The sequence below is a fragment of the Neotamlana sedimentorum genome (genome assembly GCF_000943565.1).
Taxonomy (GTDB): Bacteria; Bacteroidota; Bacteroidia; order Flavobacteriales; family Flavobacteriaceae; genus Neotamlana; species Neotamlana sedimentorum.
Genome location: NZ_JTDW01000004.1, coordinates 274,793 through 296,280 on the forward strand (window position 1 = coordinate 274,793; position 21,488 = coordinate 296,280).

A 21,488-nucleotide genomic window follows, 5' to 3' on the forward strand; every position below is an offset into this window, starting at 1 on the left:
ATTATTATTTATGCGTGAAATAAAACATAATATATTAATTCTTGGTGGCAGTGGCTTTTTAGGTCATGCTATTTATAGAGAATTATGTTCTTATTTTAACACATTTGCTACATACAATTTTAACAAAAGCTTCGAGAAAAACCATCATTTTTTTGAGTATAATTTTGAGGAAGATGACATATACGAAATTCTCAACACTGTAAAACCAACTATAATTATTTCGGCCTTACGTGGCGATTTTTCGAAACAAGTAATGCTTCATAGGCACTTAAGCGATTATATTTTAGAGAAGGATACCAAACTCATTTTTTTATCTTCTGCCAATGTTTTTGATGCTTACAGTAAGTTCCCAAGTTACGAACAAGACAAAACGTTAAGCAACAGTGTTTACGGCCATTTTAAAATAAAAATTGAGAACATGCTTTTACGCTTGCCTCAAAAAAAAGTATGTATTTTAAGATTACCGATGGTTTTTGGTTCGCAATCACCACGAATACTAGAAATAATTAATTTTATAAAAGCTAAAGAACCTATTGAAATTTTTCCAAATTTAATAATGAATGTTACTACAGAAAGTAAAATAACACAACAAATTCATTATATAATTAACCGAAATAAACATGGTGTTTTTCACCTTGGAAGTAGTGATTTGGTTCATCACGACGATTTTATAAAAGAAATTACAAACAAATTAGGCTTAACCAATAAAGCTTTGTTTAAAAGGGTTTACACAACTAATAACGACCGCTATTTAGCAGTGCTACCTAAGTACAATTTATTACCAAAAAACTTAAACATTTTAAGCGACGAAATTCTTGGTGAATTAAAAGTTTAATTTGATTATAAATACCTAAATCTGTACATTGTAAAAAAAATAATTTACTTATGAGTGTTTTAACCCAAGAAGAAATAGAAACCAAATTACTACGTTTTCCCGAATGGGAATATTACGACAATGCATTACATGCAGAGTTTGAATTTGAGAATTTTAAAGATTGTTTCAGCGCGATGAGCCGCATTGCATTCGAGTGCGAAGCCTTAAACCATCATCCAAATTGGAGCAATACTTACAATGTGTTAACCATCTCATTATCAACACACGATGCTGGTGGCGTTACCAATAAAGACTTCAAATTGGCCGAAGCCATAGAACACATTGTAGAACCCGAGGAATAATTTGTTTTTAAACACCAGGTTATTAACTTTGTGCGATTAAAATTTCACCTTAAAAAATTAAATATATAGAATTATGGGAAGAGCTTTTGAGTTTAGAAAAGCAAGAAAAATGAAACGTTGGTCTGCCATGAGTAAAGCCTTTACTCGTATAGGTAAAGACATTGTAATGGCAGTTAAAGAAGGTGGCCCAGACCCAGATAGCAATTCTAGATTAAGAGCGGTAATACAGAATGCCAAGTCTGTAAACATGCCCAAAGATAATATTGAGCGTGCCATAAAACGCGCTAGCGATAAAAGCCAAGGCGATTATAAAGAAGTCCTTTTTGAAGGCTATGCACAACATGGTATTGCTATATTAGTTGAAACAGCAACAGATAATAATACAAGAACGGTTGCTAATGTGCGTAGTTATTTTAATAAATGTGATGGTAGTTTAGGCACATCAGGTTCGGTTGTTTTTATGTTCGATCACACTTGTAATTTTAAAATTAAGGGTGAAGGCATGGATTTAGAAGAACTTGAACTAGAACTTATTGATTTTGGTGTTGAAGAAATATTTGAAGACACCGACGAAGATGCCGACGGAAATGAAGTAAATAGTGTAATGATATATGCGCCTTTTGAAAGTTTTGGAAAAATTCAAGCCTATTTAGAAGAAAATAATATTGAAATTTTATCGTCAGGTTTCGAACGTATTCCACAAGTAACAAAAACTCTTAATACAGAACAAGTTGCCGATGTTGAAAAACTAATTGAAAAGCTTGAAGAAGACGACGATGTACAAAACGTATATCACACCATGCAAGAAGCTTAGTCAAGCTTATTTATTAGTTTAAGCTAGCATTTTCAAAGTGAAGCAATGCCTTTATATAGTGCTAGAAAATTTTTAAATTAACAAGAATAAAAAAAAGTGGTTAAAGTACTAACCGCTTTTTTTTGGCTTAAAAATAAATTTATTTAATAAAACACCTACTTAAGAAGTTTCTATAAATGTGGTTTTAAATTTATGTTTTTTTATAATAGATATTATACTTTTGAATTTAATAAAATATTAAATAGGTTAAATCATGCAAAGAGAACAAGTAAATTGGGGTATTATAGGCTGTGGAGATGTAACTGAAGTTAAAAGTGGGCCTCCATATTACATAATTAAAGGTTTTAATCTTAAAGCTGTTATGCGTCGAGATAAGGAAAAACTACAAGATTATGCCAACAGACATAATGTTGAAAAAACCTACACCAATGCCAATGATTTAATTAATGATGCAGAAATTGATGCTGTTTATATTGCAACACCACCTGATACGCATAAATTATATGCTTTGAAAGTTGCGGCTGCTGGAAAACCATGTTGTATTGAAAAACCAATTACTCCAACTTATAATGATGCATTAGAAATTATTAATGCTTTTGAATCAAAAAACTTACCATTATTTATTGCATATTATAGACGTTCGTTACCACGTTTTTTAAAAATTAAAGAATGGTTAGATAATAAATTTATAGGTGAGATTAGGCATGTTTCTTCTCATTTAAGTAAACCTCCCAGTCAAACTGATTTATCCGGCAATTACAATTGGCGTACCGATAAAAAATTAGCCTCAGCTGGTTATTTCGACGATTTAGCAAGTCATGAATTAGATCTATTTACTTATTTGCTTGGTGATATTTCTACCGCAAAAGGTATTGTTACAAATCAGCAAAATTTATACACTGCTCTAGATGCTGTTACAGCATCATGGCTTCATAAAAATGGTATTACGGGTTCTGGAACATGGAATTTTGGCTGTAATGACCATGTGGATAAAAAAATAATTTATGGAAGCAAAGGAACTATTGAGTTCTCAGTGTTTCATGAAAATCCTATTATTTTAAAGTCTGAAACAAAAAATGAGGAGCTATTTATTAAAAACCCGAAACACATTCAACTCCATCACGTAGAATTAATGCGTAATGATTTAATTAATAATACAGACAAACATCCATCAACAGGTAAAACTGCCTTACATACTAGTTGGGTTATGCATAGTATATTAGGGCAAATTAACAAATAGTTTAATATTTAACTTTTTATTCAATATATAAAAACTATATATTTAATACATTTACTGCATTAAATTCAATGAGAATTGATTTTTTCTCTAAAAAATGTATTAATGAAACTAAAAAACCAAAACCTCAAGTTTTTATCAGTGCTGCTATTGGCATCCGCTTTATTCTATGCTCCTATTATAGAGGCGCAAAATAAAAAGAAGAAGAAAAGCAAGGATAAAACAGAAGCAGTAGCATCTGCTCCAAAAAAATCAAAAGAAAAAACCATCATAGATTTAGTAAAATCTAGTAAAAAAATTGACGGTCTATTTCCTGTTTATCAAGACACTATAACAGGATCATTACACATGCTAATCTCTGAAAATCAAATCGGAAAAGAGTTTATTTACTTTAGTCAAATAGCCGACGGTGTTATGGATGCTGGACGTATTAATAGAGGATCATACCGTGGATCAAAAGTTTTTCGAGTTGAAAAATATTTCAATAAAATTGAATTTGTAACACAAAACACATCATTTTATTTCGACCCAGAAAGCCCTCTATCTAAATCAAAAGATGCAAATACCAGCCAAGGTAATATGGTTAGTTTAAAAATTGAAGCTTATAATAAAAAAGACAGTTTATACTTAATTAAAGCAGATGATTTGTTTTTAAAAGAAACATTTTCTCAAATAAAACCTGCAAACCGTCCTGGGACTCCGCCTACTTCATTTAAACTAGGAAATTTAGATAAAGGAAAATCTAAAATAAAAAGCATAAAAAACTATCCAGAAAACACCAATTTGGAAGTAGAGTACGTATACTCATCACCTTCAATTTTAAATAAAGGGTCCAATGCGGTTTCAGATGGACGTCATGTTAGTATAAAAGTATTTCATAGCTTAATCGAAATGCCTGAAAACGATTATGAAATATTGCTGGAAGATCCACGCGTTGGATATTTTACAACACAAGTTGAAGACCAAACATCTACAACCTCTACACCGTATCGTGATTTGGTACATCGTTGGCATCTAGTTAAAAAAAATCCTGAGTTAGCAGTGTCTGAACCTGTTGAGCCAATTACTTGGTGGATTGAAAATTCGACACCATTAGAATGGCGAGAAACTATTAAACAAGGCGTTTTACAATGGAATACTGCTTTTGAAAAAGCTGGGTTTAAAAATGCCATGGTAGTTAAAATTCAGCCAGATGATGCTAATTGGGATGCTGGTGATATTCGTTACAATGTTTTACGCTGGACGTCTTCACCACGACCTCCTTTTGGCGGTTATGGTCCTAGTTTTGTTAACCCAAAAACAGGCCAAATTTTAGGCGCCGATATTATGTTGGAGTTTGTGCATTTTACAAATCGTGTATTATACGATAAACTTTATAATTTAGCAGCCGAAAATGAATCGTTTGAAAATGAACATACTCATGAAACTGATTATAAATATTGTTCTTTAGGACACTTAATGCATCAAGATGTTATGTTCGCAAACGCCGTGGCTTCGGCAACAGGCGCATCAGATTTAGAAATGGAACGCATTAAGAAAGAGTCGATGTTGGCCTTAATTATGCACGAAGTTGGGCATACTCTAGGACTTAATCACAACATGAAAGCGAGCTATTTATATTCTCCAGAACAATTGGCTACGCCAGAATTTATTGAAGGTAAATGTTTAACAGGTTCTGTAATGGATTATGCTACTTTAAACATTACAAAAGACAGAAGTAAACAAGGACAATATGACGATGTCGCTGTTGGACCTTACGATGCTTGGGCCATTCAATTTGGTTACACACCTTTTGAAAATGAAAATGAAAAGCAGGTCTTATTAAGCCAATCTACCAAACCTGAACTTATTTTTGGTAACGATGCAGATGATATGCGATCTCCTGGAAAAGCTATAGACCCTAGAGTAATGACTAACGATCAATCTAACGATCCTATCACCTACTCGATTGATAGAATTGAACTATCTAACGACTTAATGAAAACAGCAAAACAACGTTTTATAAAAGATGGTGAATCTTATCAGGAATTGCGTCGTGTTTATTATTTACTAAGCAGTCAAAAAGCTGGAGCTGCAAACATTATCTCAAGACAAATTGGTGGTGTTTATGTAGAACGTGCAATGGCAGGTCAAGAAAATGCAAAACAACCATATACTCCTGTTAGCTTAGAAGACCAAAAAAGAGCTATGGCTGCTTTAAACAAATATGTTTTTGCACCCAATGCATTTAATGCGCCAAACGATTTATACAACTATTTAGCGCTTCAACGTCGTGGTTTTAATTTTTTTAGTGGCCCTGAAGACCCTAAAATTCACGAGCAAGTTTTAAGCTATCAGAAAAATGTTTTAAATCATTTGTTACATTATAACACGTTACAGCGTATCACAGATTCAGAACTTTATGGAAACGAATACGTGCTTTCTAAATTTATGAGCGATTTAAACAATGCTATTTTTAAAGCAGATATTTACGGAAATGTTAATTCGTTTAGACAGAATTTACAATTAGAATACACCAATATGCTTATCAATATTTTAACAGGTAAACAAAGTGGAAGTTATACTAATAATGCGAAATCAATGGCATTGTATAACCTAAAAATTATTAGAAATATGGCATCAGTTAGTGGAAATATTTCTACCAAAGCACATAAGCAGCATTTGCGAACATTAATTGATAATGCAATAAAAGAGATAAAATAATCATAAATGTTTTCTCGAAACAAAAAAGCTACTTTTAAAAAGTAGCTTTTGTTTTTTTATTCATGTTTCTTTTTAGGGACAAATACTTGTTTACTTTATGTTTCACGAATCTGTTAATTAAAAAACAAAAACAGTGCCATACTATTTGATTTTAATTTAATACGAATATTTATCAACCTTTCCTTTAACTCCTTTAAAAAAGTTCTCCATAAACTTAAAATCAGCTTCTTTATTTTCTGTTGGATAGAAAGGTTCTGATATTTTATTTTGTTTATCTTTAAAATTGAAAGTAACCATAATTATAGGGACATTCGCCATTTTAGCTATGTAATAAAAACCTGAACGCCAATTCTCTACTTTTTTCCTAGTACCCTCTGGGGCCAAAGTGATTCTAAATTCTTCTTTGTCTTCGAAGAGTTTAGCCATAGCTTCAACTTTATTTTCGTTACTTGTTCTATTAACAGGAGTGCCACCCATAACTTTAAAAAAGAGTCCGAAAGGAAAAATAAATAGTTCTTTTTTTCCGACAAAGCTAATTTTAATATTAATAACGCTTCGAAGTAAAACGCCTATATAAAAGTCGTGCCAACTGGTGTGTGGTACCGCTACTACAACTGCCTTTTTAACATCATTTTTAGACATATTAGTGTTACCTACAATACGCCAACCTAAAAGTTTGAAATAAATAAATTTGGCTAGTTTTTGCATCTACATCTTTTCGTATAGCGAACGAAGTCTTTCTGGTGTAGCAATGTTTTGCCAATTTTTACCAAGTGCATTTTCCCAAAGAGGCTCTAACCCTAAGGCAACTTTTATCATGGTATTGAAGTCATTATCCGATAAATTAGCACATATTCCTTGAGGTAATTCAATATCATGTTTGGCTTTCATTTTTTTAAAAAGGGCTACACCTTCTGGGTAAAAATCTTCTAAATGATCAAATACTATACAATTTCCAATACCGTGTTTAATGCCTAATAAAAATGCAAGTCCATAACTTAAAGCATGCGCCACTCCTACTTGAGAGTATGCTATACTCATACCACCGTGCCATGAAGCCATCATAAGTTTTTCTTGTGAATCTCTTTTCGATAGAGTATCATCTAAAAATATTTGTTTACACAATTCGAATGCCTTTTCACCGTAACTTTTACTAAACTCATTTAAAAACGTTCCCGTTAACGATTCGATACAATGAATATAACAATCCATACCAGTATAAAACCATTGTTCTTTTGGAACATCCTTAGTAAGTTCTGAATCTAAAATAACTTGGTCAAAAGGCGTAAAATCGGAGTTTATTCCTAATTTTTTTTCCGGCCCAGTTAGTACTGTTGTACGTGAAACCTCTGCTCCTGTTCCTGAAATTGTTGGAATACCAACATGGTAAATAGCGGGATTTTTAACCAAATCCCAACCTTGGTAATCTTTAGCTTCACCACTATTAGTTATCATAATAGCAACCGCTTTTGCAATATCTAAAACCGTACCACCACCAATACCAATAATTCCCGATGGGCGCTCTTTAGCTTGTAATATTATTTCTTCAACTAAGGTGTCAATCTGTTCGGTTTTTGGTTCTTCTTTTGTTGGAATAAAAATAATTTTATCGTCGTATGCTAACTCAATTCGTGACGTTAACCATGGGTTACCACGAAACACATCATCTATTAAAAAAATAAATGGCGCATTAATGCTTTTGCGTTTTGGGGCTAAAACATCGTTTATTTGATTAAAACTACCTCTGCCAAAAATAACTCTTGGCACCATTGGAAAGTTCTTATAATTCATTAATAATTTTGTTTTCTAATGGTAAAAATACCATTTATTTAATTTCTATTGGTTTAAAAACTGTTGAAATTTCTTAGCAAATAACCCTACATGATATCCATCAACTAAAGCGTGATTTACATGAATAGATACATTCATGATATGCTCTCCATTTACATTTTGTGCTTTCCCAAAAGCAAATTTTGGTACTGAATCTGGTTTACCCGAAACAGGTTGTTTCTCTCCTGTGAAATTTATCCATGGTATTGCAGACGAATGTATGCAATCTAGAGAATTTGTTGGTGGAAACAAATCATTTGATTGATTTATACGTTGTTTTTCGGCTTCAAAATTTTTAATAAAACTATTTAAATCTTCATTAAACTTTATAAATGAGAATCCATACGTTTTGTTTTCGCGCATAATGGTTGTTGAACCATGAATAACCTGGTACTTCACCACTTTATGATCAACAATTCTATATTTTAAGTTTTCTACCAAATTTATAGCTTTTAAACAATCGTGATAATATTTTACAAAAAAACTTACCTCATTATTTTTCGCATAATGATATGCTTTTGTTACATTAAATGGTATTGTAAGTCCAAAATAAGGATCGATAAAACTTGAAAAATGCTCGAAAACTTGTTTTCGTTCCCACGTATTTGTATCAATAATCTCCAAATTAGTTTAAAATATTTAATAATTGGGTTAACGATTTAATAGTTTTATATTCTTTTCCAGTAGTTTCGCTTGCCGTTACTTGCTCGTGTGCCCATGTGGTATGAAAAGGAACATGTATAGCTTTTGCTTTTAGATTTACTAATGGTAAAACATCTGATTTTAAAGAATTTCCTACCATTAAAAATTCAGATGGATTAATATCCAAATGATTTAAAAGTTTTGAATAATTCTCTTCTTTTTTCTCACTTAAAACTTCTATGTGATGAAAATAGTTGGTTAAACCAGACTTTTCTAATTTTCGCTCTTGATCTAACAAATCGCCCTTTGTAGCCAAAATAAGTTTATATTTTTTCGATAATATTTCTAAAACTTCTTCTACACCATCCAATAATTCTACAGGTTGATTAAGCATTGTTTTACCAATATTTAAAACCTTTTCTAAAGTTTTAGGTTTAACATTATAATTAGAAAGTTCTAGAGCCGACTCAACCATTGATAATGTAAATGCCTTTACGCCGTAACCATATAACCCTAAGTTTTCTATTTCTTTTTTAAAAAGCTCTTGTTCTAGTTTATTTGGTGTTTCATATTCCGATAACAACTTACCAAATTCAGTTTCGGCATCACGAAAATACGTCTCGTTTACCCAAAGGGTATCATCGGCGTCAAATCCTATAACTTTAATTTTATCGTAATTTATTTCCATTGTTTATTTGCTCGAATTAAATCTTCTGGTGTATCAATCTCTATACCTTCAATATCGGTTTCTACCATTTTTATACGTTTTCCATATTCTAAATAACGAAGTTGTTCTAATTTTTCTGAAGCTTCCAAAGTTTGCATGGGCAAGTTGTAAAAATCTAACAAGGCTTGCTTTCTAAACGCATAAACCCCTTTATGTTTAAAATACTTAACGTTTACATTTTTATCGCGCGGATACGGAATTGGACTTCGCGAAAAATATAGAGCAAAATCACTTTGATCTATTACAACCTTTACCGTATTGGGATTATTAATTTCGTCTTCGTTTGTAATATGTACCATTAATGATGCTAAATCTACTTCATTTTTAGTATCATTTTTAAACACGTTAATGAGTTTTTTAAGCGATTCTTCATCTGTAAAAGGTTCATCGCCCTGTACATTTACTACCACATCAATATTTAAATTTTCAACTGCTTCGGCAATTCTGTCGCTACCACATTCGTGTGCTTTATTGCTCATAATTGCTTTTCCGCCATTATTTACAATTTCGTTATAAATAATATCGCTATCGGTAACTACAAAAACATCATCGAATAATTTCGTTTTAACAGTAGCCTCGTAAGTTCTGCGAATTACTGTTTTTCCACCTAAATCTTGCATTAACTTCCCTGGAAAACGCGATGCGCTATATCTTGCGGGAATCATTGAAATAATTTTCATTTGAAATTAAAAATATTGAATATCAAAAATACTTAAATTTTAAGAGGTTTTAGCTACTGGTTTCTTAAACTTTTTATAGATTTTATAAATGATGAAGAAAATAACGACTACTAATACCAAAGCTAAAAAAGGAAGAAAAATTGAAACCACCGACATCACCACCGAAGTTCCTGTTTCTACTACAGCCACTAAAGGATTGGCTAAACCTGCTGTTGTTGCTGTTGATGCCAACCGTGTTGTAGACGAAGAACCCGCAACTATCGAAGCTGTTCCGCCACCTGCTATAATGGCTAAAGCCCAAGTAATAACAGGACTTAAATCGGCTACTGTAGACAGCATAACAGCGGTTCCTGCCAAAGCAGCTAAAGGTATGGCCATGCTATCAAGTAAATTATCAACATAAGGTATAAAATAGGCAAACACTTCAACCAAAGTAGCTACACCAAGTGTAACTAATGCTGGCGTACTGGCTACCCATTGCCAAGATTCGTTTAATGCCCAAACATCGAAATAAGCGGCTAAACTTAAAGCAAATAATGGTAAAAATACACGAAACCCTACCGATGCTGATAAACCAATGCCTAAACAAATACTAATTACGGTTTCTGCTGTCATAATTTAATCTTCTTCAAAAAATTCGTTTTTAAAACCAATAAGATACAATTTTTCTTTGGCACGTGTAACGGCCGTGTACAACCAACGCATATAGTCTTTATCTGGGCCATTTGGTAAATACGGTTGCTCGATAAAAACGGTATTCCACTGCCCACCTTGCGATTTGTGACAGGTTATTGCGTACGAAAACTTAACTTGTAAGGCATTAAAATATTTATTGGCTTTAACTTTTAAAAACTTTTTATACTTAGCGGTTTCTTCCTCATAATCTTTCATTACTTCTTGATATAACCTATTAGAATCTTCGTAAGGTAACGATGGTGTTTCAGCATCAATAGTATCGAGAAGTAAAACGGTTTCAAAAGGTTGCATTTTTGGATAATCTACCATGCGTACTTTTACCTCCGCGAAACGAAAACTATAAAGAGACACAATACTGAAAATTTCTAGCACTTCAATAATATCGCCATTGGCAATAAATCCGGCTTCGGTGGTTGGTTTAATCCAGAAATAATTATTTTTTACCACCATTAAGTAATCTCCAACCGTAATTTCGTTTTCATTAAATAAAATACGGTTTCTTATTTGCTGGTTGTACAAGTTTGCGCGTTTATTGCTTCGTACAATTATGGCGGTATCCTCTTTACCATGATCGCTATACGAATCGTTAATGGCATCCATAATTTCATGGCCATCAATTAAACGTATAATATCATCAAACGGTTCTATATTAAATTTAAACTCATCGTAAAAATCGTGAGCTAAATGGTCGCGTAACACTGTGGCATTGGCCAAAATTCCAGAACCTTGCTCCTGCCGAACAACTTCATCTAATTCCATTTTAGTAACGTCCTTATTGTAATTTAGCGCCAAAGTATTTTCGTTTAACGCAGGACTAATATCTAATTTTACAGGAGGTAACTGTGCCGTATCACCAATTAATAACAGTTTACATTGATGTCCGGCATATACGTATTGCATTAAATCGTCGAGCAAAGAACCGTTTTCAAATAATTTAGAATCACCAGGCGTATCCGGAATCATAGACGCTTCATCTACAATAAAAATGGTGTTTTTATGCTTATTAGGTTGTAGCACAAACTTAACCCCACCACCACGATCTTTTTTAGGAAAATATATTTTTTTATGAATTGTAAAAGCTTCCTTTCCAGAATAATTTGCGATTACTTTTGCAGCCCTTCCTGTTGGTGCCATTAGTACAGCACTTTTTTTAGCTTTCCATAAATTAGTAACAATAGTACCTACAATTGTAGTTTTTCCCGTACCTGCATATCCCTTTAAAACATATAATGCATTATTGTTTTTGTTAAAAATAAACTCTGCAAGCTGTTGTAATACAATGTCTTGTTTTAAGGTTGTTTTAAACGGAAAATGTTGTTTTAGAAGCTTGTAGAATTCTGGAGCGGTCATTTAATACGAGAACGTTTTATAAATTATTCAAAGATAAAAATGATTTTTACTCCTATTAGCTTTTACGATTAAAAAAAAATTGTAGATTTGCTAAACACCAATTAATAATTTACAAAATTAAAAACATATTATGTTAACATTCATTCTTATTGCAGTTGCAGTGATTTTAGGTACAATTGGCTTAGTTTGGTTAATTGACAAATTTATCCCCTCAAAATTAAAACCCTTTATTAACATACTGCTTTGGATTTTAATTGCCTTTTTAGGTTATAAAACGTATATGTCGGTTTACGAACCAATTAAATTTAACAAAGAAAAAAATAAGCGTTACGCTGTTGTAATTGAAAGTTTAAAAGATATTAGAGATTCGCAGTTGGCACATAAAACGGTAACTGGTAAATTTGCTGATAATTTTGATGGCTTAATTAAATTTATAGATACCGCGCAATTTACTATTACTCAACGTCGTGATTCTTCAGTAATTGATGAAGTGTTAACAAAGCAGTTTGGAGTTGATATGAAAAAATCAATTGTATTAATTGATACTTTAGGTTATGTACCAGTAAAAGATTCTTTATTTAAAAACTCTAATCGCTATAAAACCATGATGAATGTACCTGTTGGTGAAGAAGGCGCTAAGTTTAAAATGGAATCTGGCTTTTTAATGCAAAACAAAATTAATATCCCTGTTTTTGAAGCATCGGTTTCAAAAGATGTAATTTTATTCGATCAGGACAAAGATTTATTAGTTCAAGAAAAACAAGTGGTTTCGGTTGATGGCGTTAACGGAGACAAGTTAAAAGTAGGTTCTATGGACGAGGTTAAAACAATTGGTAACTGGCCTAAAACTTATGGCGCTGCAGAATAAGAAAATAACCAAATTAACAAATACAGAATTGTCCATTCAAATAAGTTTGAGTGGACTTTCTTTTTGTATTCTAAACCGAGACACTAATACCGTTACTTTTTTAAAGGATATAACATTTGCAAAAAAACAAAATCCTTTTGGCGTTCTGGACGCTTTAAAAAATGAGTTTAATACAGAAGCTGCTTTAAATGGTTCTTTTTCTGGGGTTTCTGTAATTCATGACAACGAATTGTCAGCATTAGTACCAAAACCATTATTTAATGAAGACTACTTAGCTGATTACTTAAAATTTAACACTAAAATTTTAAAATCAGATTTTATAACCTTTGATGATATAGATGTGAACGATAGTGTTAGTGTTTATGTGCCTTACATAAATATTAACAATTTTATTTATGATAAGTTTGGAAAATTCACCTATAAGCATATTTCTACCATCTTAATTGAATCTATTTTAAAAACTGATGTAAACTATTTAGTGCCAAAAGCATATGTTAATGTAAGTAAAGACCATTTTGAAATTGCCATTGTGCAAAATAAAAAATTACAACTTTACAATTCTTTTTTTTATAACACTAAAGAAGATTTTATTTATTACATTTTGTTTTGTTTAGAGCAATTACAATTAAGTCCAGAAACGGTAAACCTTATATTTTTAGGCGAAATTGATGCCTATGATGATTTATACGTAATAGCCTACAAATACATCCGATTAATATTTTTTGGAGACCGAGAAGACGCATATAGATACGCCATCGATGCACAACCAAAACATAAACATAGTAACTATAGTATAATTTCCAGTTTTTAATGCGAATTATTTCCGGACAATATAAAAGCCGCAAAATTATTGCGCCAAAAAATTTACCTGTTCGCCCTACTACAGATATGGCGAAGGAATCTTTATTTAATATTATTAACAATAATTACTATTTTCAAGATGTTGTTGTACTCGATTTATTCGCTGGAACAGGTAACATTAGTTACGAGTTCGCCTCAAGAGGAACAGAACACATTACTTGTGTAGACCAAGATTTTGGTTGCATAAAATTTATAAATCAAACAGCTAACAAGTTCGATATGCCTATAAACACCATTAAAAGTGATGTGTTTAAGTATTTAGAAAAAGCTTCGGGCAGTTACGACATTATTTTTGCCGATCCTCCTTATAATTTCTCCGATGAAGACTTCGCCAAAATTCCAGAGCTAGTTTTTGCAAATAATTTACTTAGCGAAAACGGCATGTTAATAGTAGAACATTCAAAACACACCAAGTTAAATAACGTTGAAAATTTTAGTTATTTAAAAAGTTATGGTGGTAATGTGTTTAGTTTTTTTGAGGTGGAAGGTTAAGTTTTAAAACAATTAACTAATAAATAGATTTCTTTAATGATATCCGTATTATTAATGATTGATTTATTCAACTGTGTTCTTTGAAATTTTACATTGGTTAGTAGCTGCGATTGGTATTTTTCTTATTTTTATGAATAATTCACAGGTAATGGTAACACGCCAAGTATAAGGTTTGCGTTGTGAATTGCTTTATTCACCAATATTATTTTGAATTAATGTGTTCATCGGTCGCTACGCTTGGTCAGTTCTTTAAGCTTGTCCTGAGCGCAGACGAAGGGTTATGGATAATTCAAAAGTTAAAAAGTTTGAGTTCTGGACGTAGAATAGTTGTGAATTGCTTTCAGTTCTTTATTTTTATAGATAATTCACAGGATCATTGTAAAGAATGTATGACTGCTTATAGTTGTGAATTGCTTTCAGTTCTTTATTTTTATGGATAATTCACAGGAAATAAGATTGAAAGAATAATTACTAACAAGTTGTGAATTGCTTTCAGTTCTTTATTTTTATGGATAATTCACAGGTCGATGGGAATGATTAAAGAACATATACAAGTTGTGAATTGCTTTCAGTTCTTTATTTTTATGGATAATTCACAGGTGCTTGAGTTCCTTCGCGGTTAATTTTTAAGTTGTGAATTGCTTTCAGTTCTTTATTTTTATGGATAATTCACAGGGATGCTGCGTATAACGAAAGCAACGACTCGGTTGTGAATTGCTTTCAGTTCTTTATTTTTATGGATAATTCACAGGCCTGTAACTTTATGTAAAGTAAATGATTTAGTTGTGAATTGCTTTCAGTTCTTTATTTTTATGGATAATTCACAGGCAAAGCGTTACAAAAAACAAATTGACGAAAGTTGTGAATTGCTTTCAGTTCTTTATTTTTATGGATAATTCACAGGATACCGTTAAGCGAAATATTATAAGATTCTGTTGTGAATTGCTTTCAGTTCTTTATTTTTATGGATAATTCACAGGCAAAACCTAAATCGATTAATTGGTCGTTATGTTGTGAATTGCTTTCAGTTCTTTATTTTTATGGATAATTCACAGGAGCATCTACACCTAACATCGTATGGCTTTGGTTGTGAATTGCTTTCAGTTCTTTATTTTTATGGATAATTCACAGGATACTTTATGTAACATTCTGGTATTCTGTTTTTTATCCATATCAATAGATTTGCATATCTCTAGCATTTATTAGGATTACTTCTCTTGTGCTGTAGGTTTATGAGATGCTGAGTTACTGAAACAAGTTCAGCACAAGCAAGTTCAACATGACATAAACTAGTTACGCTAAACATATTAAAACAATTCCAGTTGTTGGTTCGGTGTTTCCTTTTCTACTTCTTTTTTGCCATGAAATAGCTCCATCATCCCAAATTGCTTATCGGTTATTTGCATAATACAGACCTTTCCTTTTTTGGTAATGCATTTTTTGTACGCTTTATATGTACTACTGCATTTTCTCTACTTGGGCAATGGCGCATATAAATACTAAACTGAAACATATTAAACCCATCGTTAAGCAAGTTTTTTCTAAATCTTGCGGCTACTTTTCGTTCGGTTAATGTTTCGGTTGGTAAATCAAAAAATACTAAAACCCACATGCAACGGTATTGGTTTAAACGGTTTAATCGGTTTTTCATATACCAATTATTAGTTATTACAGTGATTATTACTTTATAATCGCTTTTTGTTTCTTTAATTACACTTCGACTGCGCTTAGTGTGATTTTATAACATTTTATAAAATATATTAGTTTTTATTTGGTTGTTATATATTTAACACCTCCCTTAATCCCTCCTTATGAGGAGGGAAACTTTAGAACTCTGGATAGAGTATTTTGCGGCGCGAACCTTCAAAACATTCAAATAAACTGGCCGTGGTTCGGCTCATGGCATTCATTAATGGGCTTTGTTTTCCATCTATCATTACATCTATTGCCGGAATAGCTAATAATTCCGATTTTAAATTGGTGTTTAAATCTTCAATATTACCCCCACTTTCAACAATATCGTAAACCACAGCATCTACATAAGGCCGATAGGGTTCCATAACATCATCTGCTAAACAAAAGGCATTGTATTTATTACGATGAAAAATACCTACACTAGGCAACATGCCGCTACTTACCAAGGCTCTTGCAGTTACCGCTCTTAAAATAGCATAACCGTAATTAAGTAAATTATTAGGTGCAATACCTTTTTGGTTGCGACTAAACTCTGGAATATCGAACAAATTTTGAAAATAATGCGCTGCTGCTAAGGCTTCTTCATTATTTAAATCACCACTCTTTACAACTTTAGCATAGCGTTTTAACCGCAAGGCATTTTTTCCTAAATTTAAAAAATGATTGGCTTGGTTATCTATTTTAGCCGTTACAGTTTGTTGCCACAAATTCTTTTTTAAAGGTAAACTAGCATTTAATTGGTAGCGTATGCGCTCGGTCTGCTCACTATGCCCTACCAAAGGTTGTAAAAACCCACAAGGTAAATGCTGTTTATCGCAGGTTATAACCGCTGTTTTGTTTTGCACCAATTTCATAAGTAAACCATTAGAAATGGTTATTTGCGAATGTTCCAAAACCAAATACCCTAAATCTTCAATAGGTATGGTTTTTTCTGGTTTGTCCTCTTCAGGAAAATTAACAACCATTTGCTCGTTTTTAGTGCTGAGATAAGCAGGATTTCCAAAAAATAGAGTGCGTTTAATCATTTTTCAGCCAAATTAATTTACCTAATATCGAAACCTTAAAATCATAATTTTCATAAAGAAAGTTCCAATTATTATTTGAGATTTTTAAAAAAGATGGAATTATGTTTTCTGGAAATGACGAATATTCTGTTTGATAATTATTAATCATCTTTTTCACTTGCGTTTTTTTTAACTTGTTAGAAACACTCTCGATCTTATTTAACCTATCGTTAAAATTGTATTTTCGTTTTTCAAAATCTTTCTTTCTATCAGCTAAATTCGTTATACTGGTGTTTTCTAGTATTTCAGATATGCCCATTTTCACCTCTTCACTTGTTAATATTTTGTGTTTTTGTTCATTAACATTTTTTCTTACATCTGTTATAGCTTGAGCCTCTAAATGATATTTAAGCATAATCCTTTTTCCATCATTTGCGAATTGGGTTATACGATAGAGTCTGTTCTTTTGAAACTCCATATCTTTTCTTTGTTCAAACTCACTGTCGTCATTCAACATCAAAACCTTTTGTCCAACTTTTAACAATTTAGTGTCTTGGTAACCACTTAAATTTGGATGAAACATTTCCAAATACAACTCTAGTGAGAACTTTTTATGTTCCATAAACACCTTAGAAACCTCAAAAGAAGCCACTGGAATAATTTTTCGTTCAATCTTATCATTTATGTTTTTTTGAAGCATTACTGCATAAGGAATTGAACCTGCTGCTGAATAATAGTAGTTCTTATACTCATGTTTCGAACGGTAATTGACACGTTGCTTTACAACTTGTCCTGCTTTTGATTTTACCCTAACATGTCTTATTTTATTACCTTGAGGGTCTGTTGCTTGACTTTTTTGAGTTCTTATTATTTCCCTAATGACAGGATCTATAATATCATCCACTTTAGAAAGCACATCTTTTAATGGTTTACGTTCGGTAAACAAAAATTCATCTTCACCAGTTTTGTATTTCCATTCTCCGTTTTCACGTATTGGTTGTCCGTCGGGATAGCGTCCTACATCTCTTATTTTCCCTATAAATGTTTGCTTATACAAAGTACTTCTAACAGTATCTCCTTGTGATTTTTTTATGATTTTTTCTCCTTTTTCATCTGTTACAAAATTTCCATATTTGTCTTTCACATACTGTAATTTGCCACGCTTTCTTACATTTTTTACAGTCTGTTGTAAGATTTTATCCTTTTCGTAATTAACAATAAGCGTCTGGCTTTCAATAACATTTATTAATTCTTGTGAATTAAATAAATCGAAAGGTTTGGTGGAAAATTGCTTACCTTCCCTTTCTTCCATCTTATACATTTTATCCAACAAGGCATCCCTTCGGCTACTGTTCACTGGTATAAGTGTAAGCACAGCAGCATCAATAGCATGGTGTGTATGCTTATTCCTGCTTTTTATCTTATCGGTTTCCTGAAAACCATATATTTTTCTAAACTGAGCAGTTACCTCCCCTTTTTGTACCGCTACTTTTTTAAAATATGTCTTTAAAAACTCTCTTGCATACTTACTTACCATTTGCGTATCTACCAACTGTCTTCTAGCCCAACTATCTTTTACCTCATCAGTTGTAAATCGCTCTACTTTATCCTTCCAGTACTCATAATGCATCCTGAAATAATGTTTTTCTTGGATACGTTTGTTCTTTTTAGCCTCATCCTCATTTCCAGTGGATTTTAGCCTGCTTTCAAATAAGGACTTGTAATTATCCATAGTTTTTTCCCATTCCCTTAAACGTGGTTTTATGGCTGTACCAATACCCGCTAAATCTTCTTCATAATTTTCGCAAAAGAAAGGCATTAATTTTCCTTTATTTTCCCTATTGTATTTGGCATAGCAAACTGTAAGGTTTGCCATTGTATTATCTGGTAATAGACTTCTTGGAATTGTATGCTCCACATCAATATCGTTTGAAAACAATTGAGCAATGGGAATCATTTTTCCTGTATACATACATTGTCCTTTTTGCTCCATCCATAATTCATATCGTCTAATAGCTTTTTTTTCGCTTAAAATCTCACTGTTTTTCTTGTTAACAATTTTCTTTCCTGATTTATCAAAAGTCTCTTCAAAGGATTGTTCACACCACAATTCAAAATCACGAATACGCTCTTCCACATTAAATGATTTGTTTTCCTTAGTCTTAAACTCTTCTAGGAAAGCTCTAATTTTTTCTCGTTTTTTTCGTCGTTCATTTTGATAACGTTCAATAGCTACTCTCTTATTGTTATCATTCAGCTCTCTTGCCACTTCAACCACCACTTCAGTATCTTTATCTATTTCCCCTTTTAGAATAAGCTCATTAACCAAACGTCTTAAAATGCTCATTGATTTATTAAACATTGGGTTCTTTATACTGTCAATCAAAGGTATAGGCAGTATATCTTTGCCTGTATTTTTATCGGTTACTTTAGTACCATATATATTTTTTCTGGTGGAATGGTGGTATAACTCCCCACTTAGCTTTATACCGTTTACAGATAATGTTTCAAAAAACAAACTGGTTAACGTGGGCATTTCCCGATAAACTCTTTTAGAATCGAAGAAAAATTCTTGGTATTCCTTTCCTACTTCACTGATGATAGTTTCTTTATCCTTTCTTTTATCCCAAGAAGTTTCGCCAAAATAACCAATACAGGCATTGATGACTTCTCTTTTATCATCCTCGGTGAGCAGGTACCCAAAATCTTTCCATGCTTTTACTGACTTTCCGGTTTCCCGCCAATCCTCTACTTCGCCTTTATACGCATCAATCAAATTATTGGTAATCCCAACAATTATCCTACACCAGTTGTATGTTTCTTGGCTGCTTTTAGCCAATTTTAGGATGTCTTCTTTTTGAGATTCCCATTCATTTCCCATCAATTTCGGAAGTTTGGCCAACATAACAGCGTCATTGTATAAATAGCCTTGTTTTAAAAACGGAATGATTTTTTTTAGTGCCTTTACGCTTAAATCACCATAGCCTACAGTTAACTTATTTTTTAAAATTACCAACGGTGATAACGATACTTCTTTCTTGTTGCGCTTTACTGTCGTATTTTCAACTTTAAGTTTTTCATTCGTAAATGCTTCTAGGTATTCTTCATCAAAATCAAAAACAGCATGCCAAACATCTAAAATGGAATAGCCGTTTATAATTTTTGGTGCATTCCCTATATTGTATTTTTCAATATTCATTAGAGAATCATAAGCTACGTCTCCTAATATTTTTATTATTCCGTTGCAAAAGGGCATACCCGAAACACTTGTTTCATACTTTCCTGTTTTTTTACTTAAAGGGTAATTGTATTTTGTTTTTTGCTTAAATTTTTTGTCTAAATACCTTCTTATATCTTCAAACTTAAAATTGTCCTTTTTTATAAAAACATCATTAAAAAGCAATTCTTTTAAATCTTCGGGCAAGTTTTGTTTTTCATCATCTTTATCATAATACTTTATGGTATTTATGAATTGCCAAGCTCTTGAAATCTCAAAAATTGGATGAGAGACAGGACATCTTAATTTTGAAGGCTCTAACGTACATTTTCCAATGGCTCCTTTCTGGGAACGTAATGGACGTTGCCAAACAATGGATTTCCACAAGCTCAGTACAAATTGGTCCTGATAGTCATATTTGCCATCTCTGGAAACATTATACCCTTGTGCTTTACAAATTAATTCAAGTTCGTTTTGGTATTCCTCTCTGTAAGGATATTCATTTCTTGCTCTAATACCTTTGTCTAAAAATTCGTTTTTTAAGGCTTCAGCAATGGTTCGGTTATTATCAAGTGCTTTTTGAAACCCACTTTCACCTCTTCTTTTAATTTGACTTTCGGTCTCTTTATCAGATTCCCCAATGTCCTTATATCCTCTTCTTTGGACGAGATGATATAAAACCCTTCCAAATTCATGCTTGGTTAAAGGCTGGTCTAGTGCCTTCACTCTCAATTCATATGGATTTTTGTACATTTCGCCCCCTTGATAAGAAAAATCACAGGACAACCATCTTAAGAATTTTTCATTTTCAGGAAACATTCTTGCCTGCCCTTTTTTATACTTGCTCCAAGATTCTAACTGTAAAATATTTAAAGGCACATATTCACTATTTTTACATAGAATTTCAAGTAACTTCCATTTCCTGTATTTTCTAGCCCTAATAAGATTTCGTTTAGAACGTGCTTCTCTTCTATCTCTCGTAGGCGAGCTATACCCACCACCTTGTCCCTTGACCATTCCTGAGGGAAATGTAATCACTCCTTTTTTAGAAATTTCGTCCCCATCTCTAATTGCCCAACCTAATGAAGAGCTTCCTAAATCTAAACCCAATTTTGCCATAATATATTTTTTTCTTAATTTAGTGTCACTGAAAGACAATTCACAACAAGGCTTAAAAGCCACAGAAAATTCTAAACGACTGCCTAGGTAGTCGTTACTTTTTTTAAAAGTATCCCATCATATCATTTTTACTTTCCGGTTTACCATAATAAGCAATTCACAATAAGGATTATTCCGTTGTGAAAACATTTAAAGCGGCATAGGTTTATTCTTATGTCGTTTTCTTTTTTCTTTAAATGGCTTCACGAGCTCAATCCCATCAATTATTAAATTTGCGAGTAAAACATTTAAGCCGCCTCGACTTCCAATTCGGGGCATTTTTTTGCTTAAACATTACTTTAGTTTTTTTAAATGTATTTATGCTAAGTGCTGCAACA

At 32.3% G+C, this 21,488-nt stretch carries 17 protein-coding genes, 1 pseudogene and 1 CRISPR repeat array; of the genes and pseudogenes, 8 read left to right on the forward strand and 10 right to left on the reverse strand.

From position 1 onward, the window contains the following. The first annotated feature begins 10 nt into the window (after nucleotides 1-10). From PW52_RS06150 to PW52_RS06170, 5 genes are all read left to right on the forward strand, one after another. On the forward strand, nucleotides 11-835 hold the full coding sequence (locus PW52_RS06150) for a sugar nucleotide-binding protein (protein WP_044632045.1): 825 nt from the start codon (nucleotides 11-13) through the stop codon (nucleotides 833-835). A gap of 50 nt (nucleotides 836-885) precedes the next feature. After that, on the forward strand, nucleotides 886-1,176 hold the full coding sequence (locus tag PW52_RS06155) for a 4a-hydroxytetrahydrobiopterin dehydratase (RefSeq protein ID WP_044632046.1): 291 nt from the start codon (nucleotides 886-888) through the stop codon (nucleotides 1,174-1,176). Between the two features lie 73 nt (nucleotides 1,177-1,249). Beyond that, nucleotides 1,250-1,990 (forward strand): YebC/PmpR family DNA-binding transcriptional regulator, encoded by a 741-nt coding sequence (locus PW52_RS06160; protein WP_044632047.1) that lies wholly within the window; start codon nucleotides 1,250-1,252, stop codon nucleotides 1,988-1,990. A 253-nt stretch (nucleotides 1,991-2,243) separates the two neighbouring features. Next, complete coding sequence (locus PW52_RS06165; protein WP_044632048.1) at nucleotides 2,244-3,230, forward strand: Gfo/Idh/MocA family protein; 987 nt, start codon at nucleotides 2,244-2,246, stop codon at nucleotides 3,228-3,230. A gap of 102 nt (nucleotides 3,231-3,332) precedes the next feature. After that, nucleotides 3,333-5,930: a zinc-dependent metalloprotease gene (locus PW52_RS06170; protein ID WP_044632049.1), complete on the forward strand. Its 2,598-nt coding sequence runs from the start codon at nucleotides 3,333-3,335 to the stop codon at nucleotides 5,928-5,930. A 156-nt stretch (nucleotides 5,931-6,086) separates the two neighbouring features. Here the strand turns inward: PW52_RS06170 and PW52_RS06175 are convergent, their stop codons facing one another. From PW52_RS06175 to PW52_RS06205, 7 genes are read right to left on the reverse strand one after another with little or no spacing between them, the layout of a single operon-like run. Further along, entirely contained in the window at nucleotides 6,087-6,638 is a 552-nt protein-coding gene (locus tag PW52_RS06175) for a 1-acyl-sn-glycerol-3-phosphate acyltransferase (protein ID WP_044632050.1), read from the reverse strand. Then, nucleotides 6,639-7,721 carry an iron-containing alcohol dehydrogenase family protein gene (locus tag PW52_RS06180; protein ID WP_044632051.1) on the reverse strand — a complete coding sequence of 361 codons (1,083 nt, stop codon included), beginning with the start codon at nucleotides 7,719-7,721 and terminating at the stop codon, nucleotides 6,639-6,641. Between the two features lie 45 nt (nucleotides 7,722-7,766). Then, nucleotides 7,767-8,384, reverse strand: coding sequence for a CatA-like O-acetyltransferase (locus tag PW52_RS06185; RefSeq protein WP_044632052.1), 618 nt, complete (start codon nucleotides 8,382-8,384; stop codon nucleotides 7,767-7,769). A gap of 1 nt (nucleotide 8,385) precedes the next feature. Beyond that, complete coding sequence (locus PW52_RS06190) at nucleotides 8,386-9,090, reverse strand: HAD family hydrolase (RefSeq protein ID WP_044632053.1); 705 nt, start codon at nucleotides 9,088-9,090, stop codon at nucleotides 8,386-8,388. Further along, the gene (kdsB, locus tag PW52_RS06195) at nucleotides 9,081-9,809 is read right to left on the reverse strand and encodes a 3-deoxy-manno-octulosonate cytidylyltransferase (RefSeq protein WP_044632054.1); all 729 of its coding nucleotides are present in this window, start codon (nucleotides 9,807-9,809) and stop codon (nucleotides 9,081-9,083) included. The genes PW52_RS06190 and kdsB overlap by 10 nt, the downstream gene beginning before the upstream one ends. A gap of 39 nt (nucleotides 9,810-9,848) precedes the next feature. Then, nucleotides 9,849-10,424, reverse strand: coding sequence for a DUF4126 domain-containing protein (locus PW52_RS06200; RefSeq protein WP_044632055.1), 576 nt, complete (start codon nucleotides 10,422-10,424; stop codon nucleotides 9,849-9,851). Between the two features lie 3 nt (nucleotides 10,425-10,427). Further along, on the reverse strand, nucleotides 10,428-11,855 hold the full coding sequence (locus tag PW52_RS06205) for an ATP-dependent DNA helicase (RefSeq protein WP_044632056.1): 1,428 nt from the start codon (nucleotides 11,853-11,855) through the stop codon (nucleotides 10,428-10,430). 130 nt (nucleotides 11,856-11,985) lie between these two features. Between PW52_RS06205 and PW52_RS06210 the strand changes: the two genes are divergently transcribed. The 3 genes from PW52_RS06210 to rsmD are packed head-to-tail and all read left to right on the forward strand — an operon-like array spanning nucleotide 11,986 to nucleotide 14,076. Further along, nucleotides 11,986-12,723 (forward strand): hypothetical protein, encoded by a 738-nt coding sequence (locus PW52_RS06210; RefSeq protein WP_205618125.1) that lies wholly within the window; start codon nucleotides 11,986-11,988, stop codon nucleotides 12,721-12,723. Continuing rightward, the gene (locus PW52_RS06215; protein ID WP_044632057.1) at nucleotides 12,707-13,534 is read left to right on the forward strand and encodes a DUF3822 family protein; all 828 of its coding nucleotides are present in this window, start codon (nucleotides 12,707-12,709) and stop codon (nucleotides 13,532-13,534) included. Before PW52_RS06210 ends, PW52_RS06215 begins: the two co-directional genes overlap by 17 nt. Further along, nucleotides 13,534-14,076 (forward strand): 16S rRNA (guanine(966)-N(2))-methyltransferase RsmD, encoded by a 543-nt coding sequence (gene rsmD, locus PW52_RS06220; protein WP_044632058.1) that lies wholly within the window; start codon nucleotides 13,534-13,536, stop codon nucleotides 14,074-14,076. The genes PW52_RS06215 and rsmD overlap by 1 nt, the downstream gene beginning before the upstream one ends. Before the next feature lie 326 nt (nucleotides 14,077-14,402). Next, nucleotides 14,403-15,208: direct repeats of the CRISPR family, unit length 46 nt; unit sequence GTTGTGAATTGCTTTCAGTTCTTTATTTTTATGGATAATTCACAGG. Between the two features lie 175 nt (nucleotides 15,209-15,383). On the opposite strand, the pseudogene cas2 reads toward rsmD, so the two are convergent. From cas2 to cas9, 3 genes and pseudogenes are all read right to left on the reverse strand, one after another. Further along, nucleotides 15,384-15,727: pseudogene (cas2, locus tag PW52_RS06225) on the reverse strand (CRISPR-associated endonuclease Cas2). Nucleotides 15,728-15,902: 175 nt separating this feature from the next. Then, the gene (cas1, locus tag PW52_RS06230) at nucleotides 15,903-16,796 is read right to left on the reverse strand and encodes a type II CRISPR-associated endonuclease Cas1 (protein WP_044632059.1); all 894 of its coding nucleotides are present in this window, start codon (nucleotides 16,794-16,796) and stop codon (nucleotides 15,903-15,905) included. Further along, the gene (gene cas9, locus PW52_RS06235) at nucleotides 16,789-21,111 is read right to left on the reverse strand and encodes a type II CRISPR RNA-guided endonuclease Cas9 (RefSeq protein ID WP_044632060.1); all 4,323 of its coding nucleotides are present in this window, start codon (nucleotides 21,109-21,111) and stop codon (nucleotides 16,789-16,791) included. The genes cas1 and cas9 overlap by 8 nt, the downstream gene beginning before the upstream one ends. Between the last annotated feature and the right edge of the window lie 377 nt (nucleotides 21,112-21,488).